The following is a 25,389-nucleotide window of genomic DNA, read 5'->3' on the forward strand; positions in this document are numbered from 1 at the left end:
AGGAAAAGTGGGAATACTTATAATATTTAACATATTATTTATGATATTTTTCTTTGTGATAGCGTACATATCAATAAGATATTTTTTAAATCAGATAGAAAAATATCCGAGAATAACACTTGATGAAGTATATAATAATAAAAAGTTAAGACAGAAATATAATGTTGAAGAAAAAGTCAATCCTATGGATTACGGATTTGCTTATAAAGAAGTGGCGTATAAGTCGGGAAAAGTCCAATTATACGGATGGCTAATAGATAATAAGAAAAACGATAAAATCGTTGTGATTTCTCACGGAAGAGGAGTAAACAGACTGGCTGTATTGCAGTATTTACAAATATTTAAAGAGACGGGTCTTGAGAACGAATACAGTTTTTTTATACCTGATTTGAGAAATTCGGGTAAATCCGATGAAGCTAAAACTAAAATGGGGTATTGCTTCGGTCAGGATATTTTTCATACAATGGAGATGCTTCATGAAAAGTATGGTAAAAACAGTTTTATTCTTTACGGCTTTTCTCAGGGAGGTATGGGATCCGCAATAGCAGCAAAACTTTACAGTAACGAACTTAGAAAAAAAGGGATAAAAGTCGAAAAACTTATACTTGACAGTTCTATTTCCAACGTGAGAAAAAGAGTAAAGCAGGATGCGGCTAAAAGGAAAGTGCCGAAATTTATAGTGAGTGTAGTAACGAGAGTGTTTAATTTAAGAGTGGGGAATAAACTGGATAAATTAAGATTTTCCTATTTGCTTAGAAGAATACCGACTCTTATAATTCAGACGAAAAGCGATAAAGCTACTACTTACGGTATGTTAATGGAAGAATATAACGATATTGCTCAATATAAAAATATATATCTGAAAGTATTTGAAAGAGGGTCTCATACGAGAATTTACCCTGATTACAAAGAAGAATATACAGATACTGTAGGACGTTTTCTCAAAGGAGAACTTTCTGAAAACGGAAATGTTGTTAAGAATGATGAAAATCCCGAAAACAATAAAGAAATAAAAAGTCCGAACGAAGAAAAAGAAACTGGATATTATGAAAATTTTTCGGATTTTGACTATGATGAAGAAAATTAAATAAAAAGGGAGACGGTGAGAGAAATATATGTCAAAGTTGACAAAAAAGACTTATTTAATATACGGAATGGGAGTTTCGTATTTTATACTGGATCAGCTTTATAATCAGTGGCTGTCTTATTATTATCTGCCGCCGGGAACAGAACACAGTTTAAAGCCGTTATTAAAGCCGTCGTATCTGGTGCTGGCATATCTGTTTGCAAGGCTTATAGATGCAATATCGGATCCGCTTGTGGGTTATTGGTCGGATAATTCAAAATCGAAGTTCGGAAGAAGATCCTTTTTTATGATGATAGGCGGACTGCCATTGGGAATATTAATGGTTATGTATTTTTTCCCTCCTAAAGATTCTCAAATACATACATTGTTTTATCTGTCCATAATCGGAGGTCTCTTTTTTACCGCGTATACCTTGGTCGGAGGGCCTTATAATGCATTGATTCCCGATTTGGCAAGAACAAAAGAGGAAAGGCTTAATCTGTCCACTGTACAGTCTACCTTCAGGTTGATATTTACAGGGATAGCATTAGTGCTGCCGGGATATATGATAAGTATGCTCGGCAAAGGAAATACAGAATGGGGAATAAGAAAAACAGTTATAATACTTACAGTATTTGCAATAATAGGGATTTATATATGTGTTTTTTTTCTGAAAGAAAAAGAACTCGTTAAAGATAATGAAAAGCACGAATCTATAGGATTTAAGTCGTCGTTAAAATATCTGATGAGAAAAGAAATATTACTTTATTTTGCGGGATTTTTCTTTTTTTTTAGCGGATTTAATATATTAAGAGGAGTTCTTACTTATTATCTGACTATAATAATGGAACTTCCTATAAAACAAATGACTGTTATATCTGCGATATTGTTCGGTATGGCAGGAATATGTTTTCCGATTACAAATATGCTGGGGAAAAAATTCAGTTACAAAAAAATATTGGTATTGGATATTATGCTTTTAATAGCAGGAACAGTAGGATTACTTTTTGTAAACAGCAGTATAAGCTGGTTGGCATATATTATGCTTGTTATTTGCGGAACAGGGCTTAGCGGCTCGGCGTTTATTTTCCCTCAGGCTATGCTGAGTGAAATATCTGCCAAAATTTCTGAAACGGAAAAAGTAAGTCTGGAAGGCTTTATGTTCGGAATACAGGGACTGTTTCTGAAATTGGCATTTCTTGTGCAGCAGTCGGTAGTTTCCCTTGTAATAATAGCAGGAAGTATACCTGATGCTCAGGGACGTAAAAGTGCCACAGGATTGGGTGTAAGAAGTACACTCGTAGTGGCATTAGTATTATTCGGAATATCATTAGTTTTTTATAAATTAAAAAAAGAAGATTAAAAATATGGAGGTTTTTATGGAAATTAAAGAATTGAAAGAAAAAGCGAAGGAGATTAGAAAAGACATCGTTGAGATGATTTACAGAGCAAAATCGGGTCATCCGGGAGGTTCTCTTTCGATTGCCGATATTATGGCTGTATTGTATTGGAGTGAAATGAGGGTAGATCCTCAAAATCCTAAAGACGAAAAAAGAGACAGATTTGTATTGAGTAAAGGACATGCTGCACCGGCACTTTATGCAACATTAATAGAAAAAGGATATGTAAGTAAAGACTTGATACCTACTCTTAGAAGATGGGGGTCGCCTTTGCAAGGACATCCTGACATGAAAAAACTTTCAGGAGTGGAAATGTCTACGGGATCTTTAGGTCAAGGATTGTCAGTAGCAAACGGAATGGCTTTAAGTTCAAAAATATACAATAATGATTACAGAGTTTACACTATATTAGGTGACGGAGAATTACAGGAAGGTCAAATATGGGAAGCGGCTATGACTGCAGCTCACTATAAACTTGATAATCTTGTAGCGATAGTGGATTATAACAACTTGCAAATAGACGGAAAAGTATCGGATGTAATGGATGTTTATCCTGTAGCTGACAAATTTAAAGCGTTTAACTGGAATGTTATTGAAATAGACGGGCATAATTACGAAGAGATAATAAAAGCATTTGAAAAAGCGAGAGAAGTAAAAGGACAACCTACAGTTATAGTTGCAAAAACTGTAAAAGGAAAAGGTGTTTCATTCATGGAAAACAATGCCGGATTCCACGGAGCGGCTCCTAATGACGAGGAGTACAAAAAAGCAATGGAAGAATTACAATAGGAGGTTATGAAAATGGAAAAAAAATCGACAAGACAAGCCTATGGAGAGGCATTAGTAAAATTAGGAAAAGAAAATAAAGATGTAGTAGTATTGGAAGCGGATTTGTCAAAATCTACAATGACAGTATTTTTCAAAAAAGAATTTCCTGAAAGACATATAAATGTAGGGATAGCTGAAGCGGATCTTATGGGAACTGCGGCAGGGATAGCTACAACAGGCAAAATACCTTTTGCATCAACATTTGCACACTTTGCAGCAGGAAGAGCGTTTGACCAGATAAGAAACAGTATAGTTTATCCTAAACTTAATGTAAAAATATGTCCTACACATGCCGGAATATCTTTAGGAGAAGACGGAGGATCACATCAGTCGATAGAAGATATGGCTCTTATGAGATCCTTGCCGGGAATGGTAGTACTTTCCCCTGCGGATGCTGTTGAGACTGAAAAGGCGGTTATGGCTGCGGCAAAATATGAAGGACCTGTTTATATAAGACTGGGAAGACTTAATATACCTGTGTTGTTTGATGACAGTTATAATTTTGAAATAGGAAAAGCTGTAACATTAAGCGAAGGAAATGATGTGGCTATTATTGCTACAGGATTAATGGTATATGAAGCTGTAGAAGCTGCAAAATTGCTTGAAAAAGAAGGAATAAAAGCAAGAGTTATAAATATGTCCACAATAAAACCTCTGGATAAAGATACGGTTTTAAAAGCTGCTAAAGAATGTAAATTTATCGTAACAAGTGAAGAACATTCAGTAGTCGGAGGACTTGGAAGTGCAGTTTCCGAATATTTATCCGAAGTGCATCCGACTAAAGTTATAAAACACGGTATATATGATGTGTTTGGACAAAGTGCTGACGGAGAAACAATGTTGAATAACTATAAATTAAGAGCAAAAGATATAGCTGAAGTAGTATTAAATAATAAATAAATTAAAAAACAGATAGTTGTATTAAATAAATAATGGAGGTAGTAACAGATGTTTAGTCCTATTCAAGAAACTTTTAGAAATATAAGTAAGGAGAAAGGATTGTTTTTTTCATCATTAATTTCTTTAATAACAATATTCGTATTATTGGATACATTTATTTTCGGTGTATTCAATTTGAACGATTTTAAAGCAAAGATGGAAAATTCCAATCAGGCAATAGTATATGTAAAAACAATGACTGAAGATGAAATTTCGGCATTTCAGGGAAAACTTTTAAAAGTAAACGGAATTCAGACGATAAAATATGTTTCAAAAGAAAGTGCTTTACAGTTACTTGAAAAAGAATTGAAAGTAGATTTGTCGGATGAAGAAAATCCTTTACAGGACAGTTTTTATGTATATATTGATAAAAATTCCAATGTAAATGCCTTAAAAGAAGAGTTGTTAAAAAATCCTGAAGTAACAGAACTGGATATGAGAACTCAGACTATAGAAAGAACAAATCAATTCAGCAAAAATCTGGATAAACTTGTATTGTTCGGCGGTGTAGGTTCTATAATCATAGCTGCAATATTAATAATGAATATTACAAGTTTCGGAGTAAGATTGAGAAGAAGAGAAATAAGAGATTTGGTGGCAACTGGAGTTTCAGGAATGGCTATAAAAATTACTTATTTTCTTGAAGGACTGATTTTAGTTCTGTTTTCTTCAATTATAGGATTCGGAATATTCTGGAAATTACAGAAATTCATAGTTGAAGGAATTAATCTCTTACGTTCGGGAATTATAGGAAATTCTACAGATAAAGAGTTATTGGGAATATATCTTATTTCTTTATTAGTAGGAGTTATAATAACATTTTTCTCTAACTTTATAGGACTTCACGGATATTACAGAGTAAAAGACAAAAAAGTTAAACCTGTTTCAAATAATAAAAATACCGAGAATGAGAAAAAATAAGGAGTAAAAATGAAAAAAAACATACTGAAAATTTCATTATTTATTTGTACAATATTTCTGATTTTTGCGGATCAAATAGAAGAGAACAAAAAAAGGATACAACAGATTGATAGTCAGGTTAACCAGAATAATCAAAAAATCAATAAAAACAAAACTGAAATTTCAAAAGCCAAAAATACGGAAAATATAATTTCAGCTCAAGTAAAAAAACTCGATAAGGATATAGCGAGATTACAAGCCGAGTATAATGAAGCCGAAAGAAAATATACCGAAATATTGAAACAAATAGGAGTAAATAACGAAAACATAAGAAAAAATATATCCGAAATAAATAGAGATACGGAAATAATAAATGTAAATAAAGAAGACCTTTATAAAAAAATAAAAACATGGGATAAAATAAGAAGAAACAGAGATATGGCAGCTATAGTAGGAACTTCCAACTCTGCCGAAAAAGTAAAAATGACTCATGATTTAAAAATACTTCTGAATAAACAGACTGATTATATTCAGGGAGTAGAAGACTCTAAAAAAGGTGTGGAAAGTAAAAAACAGAGAGAAGAAAGTGTAAGAGCGAGAAATCAGGAAGAGGCTTCAAAAGTAAAAGCTGCAAGAGCAGAGCTTGAAAGTAAAAACAGACAGCTTAATGCTGCCAAAAAAGAAAAAAATGTACTTATAGCTCAGCTTAGAGGAAAACAGAAAGTTCTGAATACTGAAAATAAAAAAATTGAAAGCAACAACAGTCAGCTAATTTCCGAAAAAAGAAGACTGAATGCTCAAATACAGGCTATTATTCAAAGGGCAATCAGAGAGAGAGAACTCGCTATGCAAAGAGCAGCCGAGGAGAAAAGAAAGCAGGAAGAAGCTGAAAGAATCAGAAGAGATGCCGAAGCTCAAAGAAAAGCCAATGCTGAAAGACAAAATAACGACTTGGTAGGACAAAAATCGACTCCTTCAAAAAATACAACTACTGCATCAAACAAAACAACTACCAGAACAACAACGACAACAAAAACTCCGGCAGTACAGGTACCTAAAGGAACAGGCAACTTGATGATGCCTATTAACGGATCGATAGTTGTAGGTTACGGTCAGGAAAAAGTTGCAGGACTGAAAAGTAACGGTATTGAAATAAGAGGTTCTGCAGGACAGGCTGTAAAAGCTGCTGACAGCGGTATCGTAATATATGCGGGATCATTAAATAATCTCGGAGGCGTTGTAATAATAGATCATGGAGGACTTGTTACTGTTTACGGAAATCTGGCAGGAGTGTCAGTATCTAAAGGTTCAAAAGTAAACAAAGGACAAACTGTAGGTACTTTAGGAAGAGATCAGACTACCCACCAGCCTAACCTTTATTTTGAAACACGTAGAGGTGTAAATATAGTAAATCCGATGAGTTATTTATAAGGAAAGAAGGGAATAGCATGTACGATACTTTAAAAGAGAGATTTTTAAGATATGTAAAATTTGAAACAAGATCAGATGAAAATAGCGAAACAATACCGTCTACTCCTTCCCAGACCGAGTTTGCAAAAATGCTTAAAAAAGAACTGGAAGAAATAGGGTTGGAAAATATTTTTATAAATGATGCGTGTTTCGTAAACGGAACATTACCCGGTAATATTGATAAAAAAGTACCTGTAATAGGCTTTATAGCTCATATGGATACTGCCGATTTCAATGCGGTAAATGTAAATCCTCAAATTATTGAAAACTATGACGGTAAAGATATTGTTTTGAATAAAGAATTAGGAATAACAATGTCTGTTGAGGAATTTCCCGATTTGAAAAAATATGTTTCTCAAACGGTTATTACTACAGACGGTACTACTTTATTAGGTTCCGATGATAAATCGGGAATTGTGGAAATAATAGAAGCGATGAAATATTTTATTGCTCATCCTGAAATAAAACATGGAACTGTAAAAGTGGCTTTCGGTCCTGATGAAGAAATAGGAAGAGGAGCGGATAATTTCAATGTCGAAGAATTCGGAGCGGATTTTGCCTATACAATGGACGGCGGTCCTGTGGGAGAACTTGAATATGAGAGTTTTAATGCTGCACAGGTTATTTATAAAATAAAAGGAAAAAGTGTACATCCCGGAACAGCAAAGGGAAAAATGAAAAATGCAAGTTTGATTGCTGTAGACTTAGCAACAATGTTTCCGGCAGATGAAGTTCCTGAAAAAACCGAAGGATATGAAGGATTTTATCTTTTGGACGGAATGACTTCCAACTGTGAAGATGCCCGTGTGGAATACATTTTAAGAGATCACGACAGAAAGAAATTTGAACAGAAAAAGGAATTTGCAAAAAATATAGCTGAAAAATTAAATGAGAAATACGGTAAAAATACCGTTGAAGTATTTGTGAAGGACCAGTATTATAATATGGGAGATATTATAAAAGACCATATGTATGTTGTAGACATTGCAAGAGAAGCAATGGAAAACTTGGGAATAAAACCTATTATAAAACCTATAAGAGGAGGAACTGACGGTTCAAAAATATCTTTTATGGGTCTTCCTACACCGAATATATTTGCCGGAGGAGAAAATTTCCACGGAAAATATGAATTTGTAACATTGGAAAGCATGGAAAAAGCTACGGATACTATAATAGAAATAGTAAAATTAAACGCAAAATAATAAAAATAAAATACTTCTGTATTGCGGTTGACTTAAAAAAGAAAACGACAATTAACAGGAGTATTTTTATAATATTTTAAAAGAGGTAACGGAATGATAAACAGGGTTTTAAAAATAACAGTTATGATGTTAGGAATGTCAATGATTTCTTTAGGAGTTACAAAAGAAATCGGAGTAAATCTGGATATAGCCAGACAGTATTATTCTGTTCAGGTAATAAAAAAGTTTATTGATAATATAAGCGGTTCAGGAGGAAATTTTTTGCATCTTCATATATCAGATGACGAAAATTACGGGATTGAAAGTGAAATATTGGGACAGACAATAGCAGAAGCAAAATTTCAGAAGGGAATATATACTAATAAAAAAACAGGAAAAAAGTTTCTGAGTTATGCCCAAATCAAGGAAATAATATCCTATGCAGAAATGAAAAATGTTGAATTAATCCCTGAAATAGACAGTCCGAGCCATATGAAGGCTATTTTTGAATTGCTGAAAATAAAAAAAGGAAATTCTTATGTGAAAAATATAAAGTCAGATACAGAAAATGAAATCAATATGGGAAATCCCCAAAGTATAAATTTTATGAAACAATTAATAGAAGAGGTTACAGAAGTGTTCGGAATGAAGTTACGTCACTTTCACATAGGAGGTGACGAATTTGAATACAGTGAAGTTAAAAATTCTGAATTTGTAAAATATATTAATGATTTGTCAGATTATTTAATATCAAAAAGAATAAAACCGAGATTATGGAATGACGGTATTACCAAAGTTGGTATTGATAAAATCAATAAAGAAATAGAAATTACCTATTGGAGCTATGACGGAGATGCTGAAAATGACGAAGAAAAAGAAAAAAGAAGAAAAACACGAGTGTCTGTCCAGGAATTGTTAAAAAAAGGATTTAAAGTACTAAATTATAATTCATATTATTTATATTATGTTCCGAAAGAAAGCTCAAATTTAAAAAAAGATACTGAATATTCTGTAAATGATATAAATAAAAATTGGGATTTAAGAGTTTGGGATGGAGAAAATGTTGAAAATGCCGTAAAAAATGAAAGAAACATTATAGGAGCAGCTTTATCAATATGGGGAGAGGGCTCTTATAAATTAACAGATTCTGAAATTCAAAAATATTCGGAACCTTTTATAAGAGCATTTATTTTAAAAACTAAAGATTACAAAAAGAATTAATGTTATGACTGTTTTAGACTACTAATGCAGCTGATCGAATCCTAATCCGAATACTTTCGTAGTTTCAGTAACAGTTACAAAAGCCGTAGGATCATTTATCTTCAAGAATTTTCTCAAATTGATGAACTGTCTTCGGTCGAGAATGGTCATTAATACATCTCTTGAAACACCTGAATATCCCCCTTTTCCATTGAATACAGTACATCCTCTGTGGAAGTCTCTTAAAATATATTCTATGATGATTTCTTTATTTTCGGTAATTATAAAAATCTGTTTTCTTGAATTAAATCCGTCTATAAATTTATCAACCATATATCCTGAAATATACACGCTTAAAAGCCCGAAAAGAGCAAGTTCCACTCCGAAAGCAAACATAGCCATAACAGTAACAGTTGCGTCGGCAATAAAGTTTGCCATTCCCAGTCTTATCCCGAAATATTTATTTATAATTTTTCCTATAATTGACGTACCGCCTGTAGATGCTTCATAAGTAAATACAACAGTTGAGCCCAATGCACAGAAAACACTCCCGAATATTGTAGCCAAAGTTAAATTCTGTGTCAGGGAGTAATGAGGGAAAAAATTTTCAAAAATTAAAAGTATAACCGATAAATAAGTTGATGCGTAAATACTTTTGATTCCGAAACTTCCTCCGATAAGTATAAATCCCAATGAAAACAGTATGACATTGCCTATAGCTATAATAATACTGTTGGATATTCCGAAAATATGATTTATAATCAAAGCAAATCCTGTAATTCCACCACTTGCAATTTTATTCGGGAAAAGAAAAAAATGAAGCCCGAAAGCAAGTAAAGTAACTCCGATACTTATAAAAAAATATTCTTTTAAAATTTTAGCAAATTTATTTTTCATAAAAATTATTATCTCCTGTTATTTATTAAATATAGTAACAAGCTATTATAGTGTTTTAAGTGTGTAATGTCAAGGTAAAATTTTTTAATTTGACGGCTGAAATTACGAAAATATTTCTTTGTATTTTTAGAGATATTTGTGCTATAATATTATAATTTATAGTAATATTACGGGAAATATAACCAATGAAACAGGGTTTTAAAGAAGTGTTTATTTAAAAATATAATATAAATAAAATCAATAAGGAGGATAAATCGAAATGAGTCAGAAATCTAAAGTAATAATGGACGGATTAACTTTTGATGATGTTTTGCTTATTCCGCAGGCATCGGAAGTATTACCTCATGAAGTTTCTTTAAAAACAAAAGTTACAAAAAAGCTGGAATTAAACATTCCCGTTATGAGTGCGGCGATGGATACGGTTACGGAATCGCAACTTGCCATTGCTATTGCAAGAGAAGGAGGAATCGGCTTTATTCATAAGAATATGACAATAGAAAGACAAGCCGATGAAGTGGAAAAAGTAAAAAGATATGAAAGCGGAATGATAACAAACCCGATTACTTTAGAGGAACATTCGATATTACAGGAAGCAAATGATTTAATGAAAAGTTATAAAATATCGGGATTGCCGGTTATAGACAAGAAGGGGAATTTGAAAGGGATTATTACTAACAGAGATTTAAAATATAGAGAAGATTTGACAATAAAAGTAGAAGAAGTAATGACAAAAAAAAATCTTATCACTGCACCTGTAGGAACTACACTTGATGAAGCGAAATCTATTTTACTTGAACACAGAATAGAAAAATTACCGATTGTTCAGGGAAAAAAGCTCAAAGGTCTGATAACAATAAAAGATATCGACAATAAAATTAATTATCCCAATGCGTGTAAAGATGCTCACGGAAGGTTGAGAGTAGGAGCTGCTGTCGGGATAGGAAATGATACTTTGAAAAGAGTGGAGGCTCTTGTAGAAGCCGGAGTAGATATAATCACTGTAGATTCGGCACATGGACATTCCAAAGGGGTTATTAAAAAGATAAAAGAAATAAGAAAAGCATTTCCCGATTTGAATTTGATCGGGGGAAATATTGTAACTAAAGAAGCGGCTCTTGATCTTATAAAAGCCGGAGTAAATGCTGTAAAAGTGGGAGTAGGACCGGGATCTATATGTACTACAAGAGTAGTTTCAGGAGTAGGAGTACCTCAAATTACTGCAATTCTTGAAATAGCAGAAGTTTGTGAGAAAAAATCGATAGGACTTATAGCCGACGGAGGAATAAAATTATCGGGAGATATAGTAAAAGCCATAGCTGCAGGAGCAGACTGTGTAATGTTGGGAGGACTTCTTGCAGGAACAAACGAAGCACCGGGAGAAGAAATCATATACAACGGAAGAAAATTCAAAACGTATGCGGGAATGGGCTCGCTGGCTGCAATGAAAAGAGGAAGCAGCGACAGATATTTTCAGTTGGAATCTGCAACGGAAAAACTGGTTCCCGAAGGAATCGAGTCGATGGTGCCTTTTAAAGGAGCATTGAAAGATACGATTTATCAGTTGTGCGGAGGACTCAGATCGGGAATGGGATATTGCGGTACACCGACAATAGAAAAATTGAAATCTGACGGGAAATTTGTGAAAATAACAAATGCAGGACTTAAAGAAAGTCATCCTCATGATGTTATAATTACAAAAGAAGCTCCTAATTACAATGCTTCAAATTAATTTTAAGAGAGGAATAACGGAAAAAATGAAAAGTTTAAGAAAAACAGTATTTTTAGCGATATTAGTATTAAGTATAGGAAGTCTTTCTTTTTCTTTTGAAGACTACTATAAGAAAGTTTATATTGTGAAAATTTCAAAAAAAGAAATATATAAAGCTGTAAATGCAAATCAGAATCAGCAGAAAAAATTGTCGAAAATTTTTGATGAATATCAGAAAAAAGCCGAGAAGATTGAAAAACAGTTGAAATCTTTTGAAGATAAAAAAAGTCAGATTGGTAAAATAGAAAAAGACAGATATTTTAAAATAGCTGAAGTTTTGTCTTTTGAGCAATTAAAAGAGTTTAATAAATATACCAATCAGAAAAAACTTGAATTTGAAGAAAAAAATGACAAAATCAAAAGTTTAATGGACGATCTTAACCTTGAAAATGAACAGAAAGCTGAAATATTAAAGTTGGACAGGGATTTTAAAAGAACCGTCGGAAGATTGAAAGAAGAGCGTTTATCTGAAGAAAATTTTGCTTCTGAATATGAAAGTCTGAAAAAAGTAAGAAATGAAAAAATAAGAGCATTGTTAAATGAAGAACAGATAAAAGTCGTTGACAGTTATAAATTTTAATAAAAAGGAGCCACGATTATGAGTAAATTTATAGTAAATGAGTCTTTTTGGAATATTTTTCCTGAAGCTAATATAGGAGTGTTATTACTTGAAAATATTGATAATTCAAAAGAATCTTCTGAAAATATTGTAAAACTTTTGGAGGAAAGTAACAAAGAAGCAAAAAAGCACCTTACAGAAGATCAGCTGAGCAAAAATCCTGTTATTGCCATATGGAGAGAAGCTTATCAAAAATTTAAAACAAAAAAAGGTGTTCGTTGCAGTATAGAGGCATTGTTAAAAAGAGTGGAAAAAGGATCGGGAGTTTCAACAATTAATCCTCTGGTGGATATTTATAATGTTGCTTCTTTGAAATACGGACTTCCTGTGGGTGCCGAAGATATAGAAACTTTTGAAGGAGATCTTGTTCTTGGAGTAACCGAAGGAAATGACGAGTTTTATGCTTTGGGAGATGAGGAAAATTCGCCGACTCTTGAAGGAGAAATTTGCTATAAAGATGATAAAGGTGCAGTTTGCCGTTGTTTTAACTGGAGAGACGGTCAAAGAACCATGATTACAGAAAAAACCCGAAAAGCTTTTGTAGTAATAGAATATGTAAACGGAGAGAAAAACGAAGATATTGAGAAGGCACTCGAAATGATAGCGGAGTATACTGAAAAAGAGTTGGGAGCCAAAAAAGTTTCCTTGAAAATATTGAATAAAAATGAAGACAGAATAAATTTAATTTAATAAAATTGATTTCAGACAGGAGCATGAATAATGTTCCTGTTTTTTTAGAAATACTAATTTTATTGGAAGCAAAAATATTTATAATTTGAAGAAAATTAAGTGATATTTTTCCTAATTTATAATTTCTGCATGTGAAATAAAAAATTTTATTTTCAGTATTGAAAGTTAGAAAAAACAAGGGTATAATATATTAAATAAATCAATATGAATGGAGGAAAAGCAAAATGGCAAAAATGAAAGCTGCAAGATGGTACAAACAGAGAGATGTACGTGTTGAAGAAATTGAAATACCTCAAATGGGTGAAAACCAAATAAAGATCGCTGTGAAATATTGCGGAATTTGCGGAAGTGATTTACACGAATATTTAGGAGGTCCTATATTTATTCCTGTAGAAGCTCCACACCCTTATACAAATGAAAAAGCACCTATAACTATGGGACATGAGTTCAGCGGTGAAGTTGTTGAAGTAGGTTCGGGAATCAAAAAATTCAAAGTGGGAGACCGTGTTACTGTAGAACCTATATTTGCAAAAGACGGATTGAAAGGAAAATACAATCTTGATCCTAACTTGACATTTATAGGATTGGGAGGCGGAGGAGGAGGATTCTCCGAATTTGTAGTAGTTAATGAAGATCAGGCTCATAAATTACCTGATGAAATAGATTATGAACAGGGAGCATTGACTGAACCTGCAGCAGTTGCTTTGTATGCTGTTCGTCAAAGTAAATTCAGAACAGGAGATAAAGTTGCAGTATTCGGATGCGGACCTATAGGATTATTGATAATAGACGCTTTGAGAGCAGGAGGAGCAACAGAAATTTACGCTGTGGAACTTTCTCATGAAAGGCAGGAAAAAGCTGCAAAATTGGGAGCGATAATTATTGATCCGTCAAAAGTTGATGCGGTAAAAGAAATTAAAGAAAGAACAAACGGCGGAGTAAACGTTTCTTACGAAGTTACAGGTGTACCTAAAGTATTGGAACAGGCTTTGGAATCTGCTGAAAAAGACGGAGAATTAATGGTTGTAAGTATATGGGAAAGTTCAGCTCCTATTCATCCAAATGAAATCGTAATACAGGAAAGAGCAATGAAAGGTGTTATCGCTTATCGTGATGTATTCCCTAGTACATTGGATTTGATGAAAAAAGGATATTTCTCTAAAGATCTGCTTGTAACAAAACATATTAAAATTGATGACATTGTAACTGAGGGATTTGAGGCTCTCGTTAAAGAAAAAAGTCAGGTTAAAATTTTAGTATCTCCTAAATAAAAAAAGGAATAGAAATTGAAATTCTTGAACTCCCGTTATTCGTAATCTTACGGATACAATAATCGGGAGTTTTTATTTAAAATCAGTTATTTCATATTTGATATATATAAAATAAGTTGTTTAAAAAATCAAGTAGAGTTTTTAATAAAAAAATGATACTATTAATATAAATAAAGAGGTGAATTTATATGGAAATACATAATGAAATAAAGATAGATTTTGAGCTGACAAATAAGTTAAAAAGAACTATAGAAAAATTGGAAAGAGTATTTTGGGTAGCACAACATTATGATGAGGAAAGTAAAGAGTACAGTAAACTTGACGGAAAATTTTTGATATTATGTGATGATTTGGAAATTGATGCTAAAATGGGAGCAAGAGCAGGTTATATAACTTGGGAACAGGTAGATTTATTAATGGCGAAATACAGATTTTAAACGGAGAAAGATGGTTGTTATGGAAATAAAAGATTACACAGGCTTTAAAGAGGGAAATAAATTTTATGGAGGAAATGCAGGTCATAAAATAAGCATAATAGAAAATGGAGTAAAATGGTTGCTAAAGTTTCCTAAGAGTACATATAATTTAGAAAATGTTGATATGTCATATACTTCAGCACCTTTATCAGAATATATAGGTAGCAAAATATATGAAATTTTAGGACATGATGTTCATGAAACTAAGTTGGGAATATACGACAGTAAATTAGTTGTTGCCTGTAAAGATTTTACAACAAAAGATTATGACTTTTTTGAATTGCACGAAGTGAAAAATAGTTATTTAGGAAAAAATGAAGCTAAAAGAGAGTATATAATGAGAAAAAGTAAAACAAGTAGAGATGAGGTAAATTTGGAAGAATTGCTATTTGTTTTAGATAATTATGAGAAATTAACTAAAATTCCCGGAATAAAAGAAAGGTTTTGGGATATGTTTGTAATAGATAATTTTATAAATAATAATGATAGACATAATGGAAATTGGGGTATTCTTTCAAATGAATCGGGAATGAAATTAGCACCTGTATATGATAACGGAGCCGGTTTCTTTTTAAAACATGATACAAATAAAATTAAGAAAATTTTATCTGATGAAGAGAGATTTAATCAGATAGTAGAAAATGGGAGAACGCCGTATATTTATGACGGAAAAAAGATAGATTCTTCAACAGTTATAAAAAAATTATCTTTTGAAAAGGGAGAAAACATAGCAGAAAATATGGATTTAAAAAAAGCTGTTTTAAGAAACGTTCCTAAAATTGAATTAAATAGAATATTTAAATTGATAGATGAGATTCCTGAAAAGGAAAAAGGAATAAAAGTTATGTCGGATTTAGAAAAAGTTTTTTATAAAAAATTTTTAAAAGAAAGATATGAGAAAATATTATTACCAAGTTACGAAAGAATAGTAAATAGTAAAAAATAAGTTTTCGCATTGTTTAAATAATAAAAAAGAAGTCAGCCTTTTACAAGATTAACTTCTTTTTTTGAAAAAAGACAAAAAATCTTTAAAGTTTTTCAATATCTTTAATTTTTTTATCAATGTCCCTTTCAATAATAATTTCTTTCAAGTTGTTTTTTAAATCTTCCGTTTCAAACCTTTTAAAATAAGGTTGTAAATATTTATTAATTTCAAGAGCGGCAACTATTTTACCTTTATTTTCTTCCAAATAGGAAATATGCTCAAGAACAGCATTTTTAACAGTATCAAAATCAGGAAAAGTTGTTATTTCTCCCAAATTTAACAATTCTCTTATTTGAGAAATAAGCCATGGATTTCCGATAATTCCACGTGAAAGCATTATTCCGTCAAGATTTGATTTTTTTATAAGAGAAACGATGTCTTTTGCCTCAAATAAATCTCCATTTCCTATGAAATCAATTTTTCGGGGACGATTGCTAAGTTCTGAAACAATATCCCAATCAGCTTTTCCGTTATATAACTGTTCCCGAGTTCTCCCGTGAATACAGATAAAATCAAGATTATATTTATTTGCCAAGTCAATGTATAATTCAGGAGAAGAAAAATCTCGATAGCCAATACGTATTTTTATGGAAAGTTTTGTTTTATCACTTAATTTACTTTTCAGTTCGGATAATAAACTGTCAACAAAATCTGTTTGAGGCAATAATGCCGATCCTGCACCGTTTTTTATGATTTTTGTCTGAGGGCATCCCATATTCAGATTAAGATTTTTAAAGCCTTTATTTTCAAGTTTCAGAAAAGCTTTTATAAGTTCGTTTTTATCATTACCGAATACCTGAACGCCTTCATTTTCTTTATCGTCACATTTTAAAAGCTCTTTTTCAGTAGCTTCATCATTTTCGTTTAATAAATGAGCACTTACCATTTCGGTAAAAAGTAAATCGGGATTAAATTTTTTCAGTATTTTTCTGTATGAGTAGTCTGTATATCCTGCCATAGGAGAAATATATATTTTCATTTTAGATTGCCTCTCTTTAATAGGATGCTTCATTTTATACCACAAATTGTTTTCAAAGTCAAATCAAATAGGAATAATCCTGTTCATAATATATACTTGTTTCAGATAAAAGGTAAAATTTCAAACCAATATACAGGAGGAAAAACAATGAAAAGAATATTTGCATTATTAATGATAGTTTTATTAGTGGCAGTTTCATGTACAACAGCACCTGACGGCACGAAAAAAGTGAGCAAAACAGGTGTCGGAGCAGGAATAGGAGCAGCTGCAGGGGCTGTATTGGGACAGGCAATAGGAAAAGATACTAAAGGAACACTGATCGGAACTGCAGGAGGAGCGGCTGTCGGAGCAGTGATAGGAAATATATTCGACAGACAGGAAAAAGAGCTTAAAAACAGATTGGACGGATCGGGAGTAAAAGTAGAAAGAACGGGAGAAGGAGAAATCAAACTTACAGCACCTGAGAATATTACATTTGATACAAACAGCAGTGTAATTAAATCAAGATTTACAGGCTCTCTAAATTCTGTTGCAGATGTATTGAAAAAATATCCCGACTCAAATATAATAGTTTCCGGACATACTGACAGTACAGGAAATGACTCCATTAATAATCCTTTATCAGTAAACAGAGCGGCATCGGTTAAATCATACCTGGTAGGAGCAGGAGTTCCAAGTTCAAGAATAACTTCGGTAGGATATGGAAGTAAAGAGCCTATCGCAAGTAATTCTACTGCAAACGGAAGAGCTCAAAACAGAAGAGTTGAAATAAAAATAGTAGCTAAATAAAGAAAATAAATTTGAAGAGTAATAAAGACAGCTTTAGTAATATTCGGTATGGCTGAATAAAATGGGGATCGTTTTAAAATAACGACCCTGTTTTATTTTTAGAATATCAAACAAACGGATTTCAACAGAAAAGTTTATATTTGAAAGAAATTTAGATATAAAGAAATCTGTATAATCAGTATCATCGGCAAACCTATGTAAAAATGCGGCTTTCTCACTTTATGATGATAAAGCATCATTCCGATTATTCCGCCTAATGCTCCTCCGATTAATGAAAATCCCAATAACGTAGTTTCGGGAATACGCCATTGATGTCGTTCTGCTTTGCGTTTGTCAATTACAAATAATAGAAAAGTTATAATATTTATTAATATCAGAGATATTATTATAAAAGTTTTTTGCATGATTTATCCTCACGTAATTAAGTATTTTTTTCATTGTATCAGATAATAAAAAAGAATGCAATTTGGCTGATTTTAAAATAAAACTGCTCTAATATATAACATTCATGAAATAGATTAATAATATAAAAAACCTATATTTTACATTAATGCTTATTTTTGATAAAATAAATCCATGAAAAATAAATCTGAAAATTAGGAGGAAATGATGTTCTTAATATCTATTTTAGTCATATTATTACTGATTATTATACAAATTCTGGGAATTATAGTCGTGAAAATTTCGCAACTGTCGCCGTTAAAAGCTTCCAAGAATGATTTTGATATAAAATCGGTAATAAAGAAAAATGACCGATATTAAGGATTCTCACATTATTAAAATCCGAAATTAAAATCATAAACACTAAATTTGATTTTAGTAAAAAATTGGGAAATATAAAATTCTTATTATAGACTTTTAAGGCGATTCAAATCAGCGTGAGTCGCCTTTTTCAATAAGAAATTTAATTCGTGAAAAAATTAAGAAATAAATATAAATCAGGAGAGTGAAATCAATGGCAAGAAGTAACAATTTAACAAAAGGAGCGGCAAGAGCTCCGCACAGGTCACTGTTGAAAGGACTGGGATTTACAAGCGATGAAATGAACAAACCTCTGATAGGAATTGCAAATTCCTTTAACGAAATAATACCGGGGCATGTTCATTTGAAAACACTGGTGCAGGCTGTAAAAGACGGTATAAGAAATGCAGGCGGAGTGCCTATGGAATTTAATACTATAGGTATTTGTGACGGGCTTGCAATGAATCATATAGGAATGAAATATTCTCTTGTAACGAGAAATATAATAGCCGATTCCATAGAGGCAACGGCAATGGCTACGCCCTTTGATGCGTTAGTATTTATACCGAATTGTGATAAAGTCGTTCCGGGAATGCTTATCGCAGCGGCAAGACTGAATATACCTTCATTGTTTATAAGCGGAGGAGCTATGCTTGCGGGTGTGTACAAAGGGAAAAAAGTCGGATTAAGTAACGTTTTTGAAGCTGTGGGAGAGTATGAAGCGGGACTTATAACAAGAAAAGAACTGAATATGGTAGAAGATATGGCTTGTCCTACATGCGGCTCATGTTCGGGAATGTATACTGCAAATACAATGAACTGCCTTACAGAAGCATTGGGAATGGGACTTCCCGGGAACGGAACAGTGCCGGCAGTATTTTCCGAGAGAATAAGACTGGCTAAAAAAGCCGGAATGCAAATTGTGGAAGTGTTGAAAAAAGATTTGAGACCGAAAGATATTATGACAAGAGAGGCCTTTGAAAATGCCGTGGCTGTGGATATGGCATTGGGAGGATCGTCAAATACGGCATTGCATTTGCCGGCGATAGCACATGAAGCGGGAGTGAAATTGACACTGGACGATTTTAACGAAATTGCCAAGAAAACACCTCAATTATGTAAACTTTCACCGTCGGGAGAATATTTTATAGAGGACTTATACAGAGCGGGCGGAGTTACAGGAGTAATGAAAAGAATGTATGAAAACGGAAGGCTGCACGGAGATGCCAAAACGGTAGCATTGGAAACACAGGCAGAACTTGTAAAAGGTGCTTATATAAATGATGAAGATGTAATCAAACCTTGGAATAAACCTACTTATGAAACAGGAGGAATAGCTGTACTCAAAGGGAATCTGGCTCCTGACGGCTCGGTTGTAAAAGAAGGGGCCGTTGACAGAGAAATGCTTGTCCATTCGGGACCTGCAAAAGTATTTAACAATGAAGAAGACGCTGTTGAAGCTATCAGAGGAGGAAAAATAGTCGCAGGAGATGTGGTAGTTATAAGATATGAAGGACCTAAGGGAGGACCGGGGATGAGAGAAATGCTTGCTCCTACTGCTATGATAGCAGGAATGGGACTTGATAAAGATGTCGCACTTATAACTGACGGAAGATTTTCGGGAGCTACGAGAGGAGCTTCAATAGGACATGTTTCTCCCGAAGCTGCATCAGGCGGAACAATCGGTGTAGTAAAAGACGGTGATATAATAGAAATAGATATTCCTCAAAGAAAATTGAACGTAAAATTATCTGATGAGGAAATAGCTGAAAGAAAAGCTCAAATGGAGCCATTTAAAATAGAAGTGAAAGGTTATTTGAAGAAGTATGCGATGCATGTATCATCAGCTGCGGAGGGTGCTATAGAAATTCTTGATTAAATATTATAAATATCAAATATATTTTTTCACTGAACTACGGTACAAGTCAATAAGGTGTAATTGTACCTTCGTAAATGTAATCGGAAATAGCTGATAAAAAGCTTAATCAAGAATTTTTATACACAGGATAAATAAAGTTTTAAAAATTATAATAGAAGGTGGAAAAATGCACAAATTATATGATTTTATGGAAGCAAGAGAAAGAGTGGGGACGGTCATTGTAAAGACTAAACTTATTCACAGTAATGTTTTTTCTGAAGAAGCCGGAAATGATGTATATATAAAGCCGGAAAATCTTCAGGTGACAGGATCGTTTAAAGTTAGAGGGGCTTACAACAAAATGTCCAAATTGACAGAAGAAGAAAAGAAAAAAGGTATCATAGCTTCTTCGGCGGGAAATCATGCTCAGGGTGTGGCTCTTGCAGCTCAAAAACTGGGGATAAAAGCAGTTATAGTAATGCCTAAGCATACTCCTCTTATAAAAGTGGAAGCGACAAAAAAATACGGAGCAGAAGTTATTCTCTCGGGAGAAGTATATGATGAAGCATATCAGAAGGCTTTAGAGCTTCAGGAGAAAGAAGGATATGTTTTTATTCATCCTTTTAATGACGAAGATGTAATAGAAGGACAGGGAACGATAGCTCTTGAAGTATTGGAAGAGTTGCCTGATGCGGATATAGTAATGGTACCTTTAGGTGGAGGAGGACTTATTTCGGGAGTTGCTGCAGCGGCGAAACTGAAAAATCCTCAAATAAAAATAATAGGAGTAGAGCCTGAAGGGGCGGCAAGTGCCAAAGCTTCTATTGATAAAGATGAAGTAGTCGAACTTAAAGAAGCCAGTACGATTGCAGACGGAGCAGCGGTGAAAAAAATCGGAAATATTGATTTTGATTATATAAAAAAATATGTCGACGAGATTATAACGGTGTCCGATTATGAATTGATGGAAGCATTTCTGTTATTGGTAGAGAAACATAAAATTGTAGCTGAAAATGCCGGGATTTTATCAATAGCAGGATTGAAAAAGCTGAAAGACAAAAACAAAAAGGTTATATCTATATTAAGTGGCGGAAATATTGATGTTTTGACAATTTCGTCAATGATAAATAAAGGATTGGTAGTAAGGGGAAGAATATTCAAATTTTCTGTTGATTTACCTGATAAGCCGGGACAACTGGTGGCAGTATCGCAAATTTTGGCAAAAGAAAATGCCAATGTAATAAGGCTTGATCATAATCAGTTTAAAAATCTTGATAGATTTCACGAAGTGGAATTACAGGTAACGGTAGAAACAAACGGGGAAGAACATATTAAAAAAATTATAGAAAGCTTTAAAAAAGAGGGATACGTAGTAAAAAGACTTAATTCTCGTGAAACAATGGAAGAATAGAGATTTTATGATACACCGGAAATGAAAATACGGGAAATTTAAATAAATCAGACTGGAGAGACATAGTTTGTAAATAAGGGAGAATTAAAAAATTAATTGAAAGGCGGTTGGAAAAGATGAGTATTGAAATAATTAACGGAGCGAGAATATTGTTGGAATGCCTTCACAGAATCGGAGTAACGGATATTTTCGGATACCCGGGAGGTGCGGTAATTCCTATTTATGATGAGATTTATAAGTATGACGGAATAAATCATTATTTTGCCAGACATGAGCAGGGAGCAGCACATGAGGCTGACGGATATGCCAGAGTTTCAGGGAAAATTGGAGTATGTCTTGCCACGTCGGGACCCGGAGCGACAAATCTTGTTACGGGAATAATGACAGCACATATGGATTCTATTCCAATGCTTGCAATCACAGGGCAAGTAAGCAGTTCGCTATTAGGAAAAGACGCATTTCAGGAAAGTGATATAGTAGGGATAACGGTGCCTATAACAAAAATGAATTATCTGGTGCAGGATATAAAAAACTTGCCGAGAATAATAAAAGAAGCATATTATATAGCAACAACAGGAAGACCGGGACCTGTACTCATAGATATTCCTAAAGACATTCAATTACAGGAAATAACATATGAAGAATTTAACAAATTATACGAAAAAGATTTTAAACTGGAAGGCTACGATCCTACATATAAGGGGCATCAGGGACAGATAAAAAGAGCGTTAAAACTGATAAAAGAAGCAAAGAAACCTTTAATAATAGCAGGAGCGGGCGTTCTAAAAGCAAAGGCTTCAGAAGAATTAAGAGAGTTTGCCGATAAGACGCAAACGCCTGTAGCTATGACTTTACTCGGATTGGGAACTTTTCCCGGCGATCATGAGCTATCTTTGGGAATGCTTGGAATGCACGGAACAGTTTATGCCAATTATGCCACAGATGAAGCTGATCTCGTAATTGCAGCAGGGATAAGATTTGATGACAGAATTACGGGGAATCCCGACACATTCTGTCCTAAAGCAAAAATTATACATATAGATATTGACCCGGCGGAAATAGGCAAAAATAAGGATATAGATGTGCCGATTGTCGGAGATTTGAAAAATGTGTTGACAGAAATTAATAAGGAAATCGGTAAATTAAGTCACAGTGAATGGATCGAAAAAGTGAAAGGCTGGAAGAATGAGTATCCGCTTGTTTACAGAAAAGTATCCGAAGATAAACTTATACCTCAGGAAGTACTGGAAGAGTTGAATAATATTCTGAAAGGGGATGCAATCATAGTAACCGATGTAGGACAGCATCAAATGTGGACAGCACAGTTTATGACTTATCAGAATCCTGACTCTATTGTTACATCGGGAGGAGCAGGAACTATGGGATTCGGATTACCTGCCGCAATAGGAGCTCAAGTGGCTATGCCTGATAAAAAGGTTGTGTTGATAGTAGGAGACGGAGGTTTTCAAATGACTTTTCAGGAACTTATGCTCATAAGACAGTATAAACTTCCTGTGAAAGTGTTGATTATAAATAATTCCTTCCTTGGAATGGTAAGACAGTGGCAGGAAATATTTAATGATAAAAGATATTCTTTTGTAGATCTGACTTATAATCCCGACTTTATGAAAATAGGTGAAGCCTACGGGATAAAAACAGTAAAAATTGAAAATAAAGAAGAATTAAAAAATAAAATGGAAGAACTTATAAAATCTGATGAAGGTATAGTAATAAACTGTATTGTTGAAAAAGAAGAAAATGTGTATCCTATGATACCTGCAGGAACAAGTGTGGCACAAATGGTAGGTAAGAGAGGGGTGTTGGAAGATGAATAAAGAGCATGAAATTCTAATAATAGCAAAAAATACTAACGGAATAGTTGCCAGAATAATGTCATTATTTAACAGAAGGGGATATTTTGTAAATAAAATGACTGCAGGGGTGACCAATAAAACAGGTTATGCGAGATTGACACTGACTGTAGCGGGAGATGAAAAGTCTCTTGACCAGATACAGAAACAGGTGTATAAAATAGTTGACGTAGTAAAAGTAAAAGTATTTCCTGCGAACGGAGTTATAAGAAGGGAACTTATGCTTATTAAAGTTAAATCGGACAGTGACACAAGATCGCAAATAGTTCAGATAGCTGATATTTATAGAGGAAAAGTGCTGGATGTGTCGCCTACTTCTCTTATAATAGAACTTACAGGGGATGTCCAAAAATTAAGAGGATTCGTGGAAATAATGAGAGATTACGGAATACTTGAAATGGCTAAAACAGGAGTTACGGCAATGAGTAGAGGAGAGAAATTGTAGAATTTTCTTATTATAACGGTAGTTTATATGATTTGCAGATAACGGAAATATCAAGTTTAAAAAATCAGAGGAGCCGAGTATGAAAAAAATAAAAATATTCGATACGACATTAAGGGACGGGGAGCAGACACCGAGAGTAAATCTTAATGCTGAAGAAAAGTTGAGGATAGCAAAGCAGCTCGAAGCTATGGGAGTAGATATAATAGAAGCCGGATTTGCAGTGGCATCGCTGGGGGATTTTGAGGCGGTAAAGATGATTGCAGAAAATGTTGAAAAATCCACTGTTACAAGTTTGGCAAGAGCTGTAAAAAAAGATATAGAAGTTGCGGCAGGAGCACTAAAAAAAGCTAAAAAGCCGAGAATACATACTTTTATAGCGACATCGCCCATACATAGGGAATACAAACTTAAAATGACAAAAGAAGAAATTTTGAAAAAAGTTACGGAAATGGTAACTTATGCAAAGTCTTTTGTAGATGATGTGGAATTTTCGGCGGAAGATGCGACAAGGACTGAAAAAGAGTATTTGGTAGAGGTATATGAAACAGCAATAAAAGCGGGAGCGACTACATTGAATGTTCCGGATACCGTAGGATACAGAACTCCCGATGAAATGTACGAACTCATAAAATATTTGAAAGAAAATGTAAAAGGCATTGAAAATGTAGATATATCAGTGCATTGTCATGACGATTTAGGGCTGTCGGTGGCAAATTCCATTGCGGCAATAAAAGCGGGAGCAACACAAATAGAGTGTACAATAAACGGACTCGGGGAAAGAGCCGGAAATACTTCTCTTGAAGAAGTTGTGATGATAGTGAAAACAAGAAAAGATATATTTGATGAATATGAAACGGCTATTGATACAAAACAGCTTTATCCTGTGAGTAAACTCGTAAGTCTTTTGACAGGGGTCACTGCACAGCCTAATAAAGCTATAGTCGGAGCCAATGCTTTCGCACACGAATCGGGAATACATCAACACGGGGTTTTGGCGAATCCCGAAACATATGAAATAATGAAGCCTGAAACTGTGGGAAGAAATACTGACAGCCTGGTTTTGGGAAAATTATCAGGAAAACACGCTTTTGTTCAAAAGTTGAGTGCATTAGGTTTTGAAGATATGGCAGATGATAAAGTTGAAGAACTGTTCAGTGAGTTTAAAAAACTTGCAGATAAGAAAAAATACGTACTTGATGAAGATATAATTTCTCTTGTTACAGGAGATGCTGCGAAAATTGAAGGTAAATTATCACTTGAGCATTTTGAAATAACGAGAAAGGATAAAAAACCTAAAGCTGAGATAACAATTAGTATAAATAAAGAGAAAAAATCGGGAGAGGCTTTCGGAGACGGGCCTGTTGATGCGGCTTACAATGCTGTAAATAAGATTTTGAATGATTCATTTGTTCTTGAAGAATATAAACTTGATTCTATAACGGGAGATACCGATGCACAGGCACAGGTTGTCGTTATACTGGAAAAAGAAGGAAAAAGGTTTATGGGAAGAGGACAAAGTACGGACATTGTCGAAGCAAGTATAAATGCTTATATAAATGGAATAAACAGACTTTATAAAAATTAATTTTGAAATTTGGAAAAGGA

Annotated in this window: 24 protein-coding genes; 21 read left to right on the top strand and 3 right to left on the bottom strand. The window is 33.6% G+C overall.

What is annotated here, in order from left to right; all coding sequences use genetic code 11:
• The first annotated feature begins 7 nt into the window (after positions 1–7).
• From FVE72_RS03280 to FVE72_RS03315, 8 genes are all read left to right on the top strand, one after another.
• Positions 8–1,087 carry an alpha/beta hydrolase gene (locus FVE72_RS03280; RefSeq protein WP_026737244.1) on the top strand — a complete coding sequence of 360 codons (1,080 nt, stop codon included), beginning with the start codon at positions 8–10 and terminating at the stop codon, positions 1,085–1,087.
• Positions 1,088–1,115: 28 nt separating this feature from the next.
• Entirely contained in the window at positions 1,116–2,429 is a 1,314-nt protein-coding gene (locus FVE72_RS03285) for an MFS transporter (RefSeq protein ID WP_026737245.1), read from the top strand.
• A 16-nt stretch (positions 2,430–2,445) separates the two neighbouring features.
• On the top strand, positions 2,446–3,255 hold the full coding sequence (locus FVE72_RS03290) for a transketolase (protein ID WP_026737246.1): 810 nt from the start codon (positions 2,446–2,448) through the stop codon (positions 3,253–3,255).
• Positions 3,256–3,267: 12 nt separating this feature from the next.
• A complete protein-coding gene (locus FVE72_RS03295; protein WP_026737247.1) occupies positions 3,268–4,194 on the top strand; it encodes a transketolase family protein in 927 nt (308 codons plus the stop codon).
• Between the two features lie 48 nt (positions 4,195–4,242).
• On the top strand, positions 4,243–5,154 hold the full coding sequence (locus tag FVE72_RS03300; protein ID WP_026737248.1) for a cell division protein FtsX: 912 nt from the start codon (positions 4,243–4,245) through the stop codon (positions 5,152–5,154).
• A 9-nt stretch (positions 5,155–5,163) separates the two neighbouring features.
• Complete coding sequence (locus FVE72_RS03305; RefSeq protein ID WP_026737249.1) at positions 5,164–6,564, top strand: murein hydrolase activator EnvC family protein; 1,401 nt, start codon at positions 5,164–5,166, stop codon at positions 6,562–6,564.
• A 17-nt stretch (positions 6,565–6,581) separates the two neighbouring features.
• Positions 6,582–7,805, top strand: coding sequence for a peptidase T (gene pepT / locus FVE72_RS03310; RefSeq protein ID WP_026737250.1), 1,224 nt, complete (start codon positions 6,582–6,584; stop codon positions 7,803–7,805).
• A gap of 93 nt (positions 7,806–7,898) precedes the next feature.
• Positions 7,899–9,005 (top strand): family 20 glycosylhydrolase, encoded by a 1,107-nt coding sequence (locus FVE72_RS03315; RefSeq protein ID WP_036056056.1) that lies wholly within the window; start codon positions 7,899–7,901, stop codon positions 9,003–9,005.
• Between the two features lie 21 nt (positions 9,006–9,026).
• Here the strand turns inward: FVE72_RS03315 and FVE72_RS03320 are convergent, their stop codons facing one another.
• Positions 9,027–9,881: a YitT family protein gene (locus tag FVE72_RS03320; protein WP_026737252.1), complete on the bottom strand. Its 855-nt coding sequence runs from the start codon at positions 9,879–9,881 to the stop codon at positions 9,027–9,029.
• A 259-nt stretch (positions 9,882–10,140) separates the two neighbouring features.
• Here FVE72_RS03320 and guaB point away from each other — a divergent pair, with 259 nt between their 5' ends.
• From guaB to FVE72_RS03350, 6 genes are all read left to right on the top strand, one after another.
• Positions 10,141–11,610 carry an IMP dehydrogenase gene (gene guaB / locus FVE72_RS03325; RefSeq protein ID WP_026737253.1) on the top strand — a complete coding sequence of 490 codons (1,470 nt, stop codon included), beginning with the start codon at positions 10,141–10,143 and terminating at the stop codon, positions 11,608–11,610.
• Between the two features lie 25 nt (positions 11,611–11,635).
• Entirely contained in the window at positions 11,636–12,229 is a 594-nt protein-coding gene (locus FVE72_RS03330; protein WP_036056329.1) for a hypothetical protein, read from the top strand.
• An 18-nt stretch (positions 12,230–12,247) separates the two neighbouring features.
• Positions 12,248–12,958: a B3/B4 domain-containing protein gene (locus FVE72_RS03335; protein ID WP_026737255.1), complete on the top strand. Its 711-nt coding sequence runs from the start codon at positions 12,248–12,250 to the stop codon at positions 12,956–12,958.
• Between the two features lie 224 nt (positions 12,959–13,182).
• Positions 13,183–14,229, top strand: a complete 1,047-nt coding sequence (locus FVE72_RS03340) for a 2,3-butanediol dehydrogenase (protein ID WP_006807811.1) — start codon at positions 13,183–13,185, stop codon at positions 14,227–14,229.
• A 188-nt stretch (positions 14,230–14,417) separates the two neighbouring features.
• Positions 14,418–14,666 (top strand): hypothetical protein, encoded by a 249-nt coding sequence (locus FVE72_RS03345; protein WP_006807808.1) that lies wholly within the window; start codon positions 14,418–14,420, stop codon positions 14,664–14,666.
• 19 nt (positions 14,667–14,685) lie between these two features.
• Complete coding sequence (locus FVE72_RS03350) at positions 14,686–15,651, top strand: HipA domain-containing protein (RefSeq protein WP_026737257.1); 966 nt, start codon at positions 14,686–14,688, stop codon at positions 15,649–15,651.
• Between the two features lie 82 nt (positions 15,652–15,733).
• On the opposite strand, the gene FVE72_RS03355 is transcribed toward FVE72_RS03350, so the two are convergent.
• Complete coding sequence (locus FVE72_RS03355) at positions 15,734–16,669, bottom strand: tRNA dihydrouridine synthase (RefSeq protein ID WP_026737258.1); 936 nt, start codon at positions 16,667–16,669, stop codon at positions 15,734–15,736.
• Positions 16,670–16,816: 147 nt separating this feature from the next.
• On the opposite strand from FVE72_RS03355, the gene FVE72_RS03360 reads away from it, so the two are divergent.
• The gene (locus FVE72_RS03360) at positions 16,817–17,458 is read left to right on the top strand and encodes an OmpA family protein (RefSeq protein ID WP_026737259.1); all 642 of its coding nucleotides are present in this window, start codon (positions 16,817–16,819) and stop codon (positions 17,456–17,458) included.
• A gap of 134 nt (positions 17,459–17,592) precedes the next feature.
• Here the strand turns inward: FVE72_RS03360 and FVE72_RS03365 are convergent, their stop codons facing one another.
• The gene (locus tag FVE72_RS03365) at positions 17,593–17,862 is read right to left on the bottom strand and encodes a DUF1294 domain-containing protein (protein WP_026737260.1); all 270 of its coding nucleotides are present in this window, start codon (positions 17,860–17,862) and stop codon (positions 17,593–17,595) included.
• Between the two features lie 205 nt (positions 17,863–18,067).
• Here FVE72_RS03365 and FVE72_RS11205 point away from each other — a divergent pair, with 205 nt between their 5' ends.
• The 6 genes from FVE72_RS11205 to FVE72_RS03390 all read left to right on the top strand — a co-directional run bounded on the left by FVE72_RS11205 (position 18,068) and on the right by FVE72_RS03390 (position 25,369).
• Complete coding sequence (locus FVE72_RS11205) at positions 18,068–18,220, top strand: hypothetical protein (RefSeq protein WP_154669369.1); 153 nt, start codon at positions 18,068–18,070, stop codon at positions 18,218–18,220.
• A 193-nt stretch (positions 18,221–18,413) separates the two neighbouring features.
• On the top strand, positions 18,414–20,078 hold the full coding sequence (gene ilvD, locus FVE72_RS03370) for a dihydroxy-acid dehydratase (protein WP_026737261.1): 1,665 nt from the start codon (positions 18,414–18,416) through the stop codon (positions 20,076–20,078).
• A gap of 166 nt (positions 20,079–20,244) precedes the next feature.
• Entirely contained in the window at positions 20,245–21,468 is a 1,224-nt protein-coding gene (ilvA, locus tag FVE72_RS03375) for a threonine ammonia-lyase (protein ID WP_026737262.1), read from the top strand.
• Between the two features lie 116 nt (positions 21,469–21,584).
• Positions 21,585–23,303, top strand: coding sequence for a biosynthetic-type acetolactate synthase large subunit (gene ilvB, locus FVE72_RS03380; RefSeq protein WP_026737263.1), 1,719 nt, complete (start codon positions 21,585–21,587; stop codon positions 23,301–23,303).
• Positions 23,296–23,784, top strand: coding sequence for an acetolactate synthase small subunit (gene ilvN, locus FVE72_RS03385; RefSeq protein WP_006808015.1), 489 nt, complete (start codon positions 23,296–23,298; stop codon positions 23,782–23,784). Before ilvB ends, ilvN begins: the two co-directional genes overlap by 8 nt.
• Positions 23,785–23,833: 49 nt before the next feature.
• Positions 23,834–25,369, top strand: a complete 1,536-nt coding sequence (locus FVE72_RS03390) for a 2-isopropylmalate synthase (RefSeq protein ID WP_258454739.1) — start codon at positions 23,834–23,836, stop codon at positions 25,367–25,369.
• The last annotated feature ends 20 nt before the right edge of the window (positions 25,370–25,389 follow it).

Origin of the sequence: Pseudoleptotrichia goodfellowii (genome assembly GCF_007990505.1) — a bacterium.
Classification (GTDB): domain Bacteria; phylum Fusobacteriota; class Fusobacteriia; order Fusobacteriales; family Leptotrichiaceae; genus Pseudoleptotrichia; species Pseudoleptotrichia goodfellowii.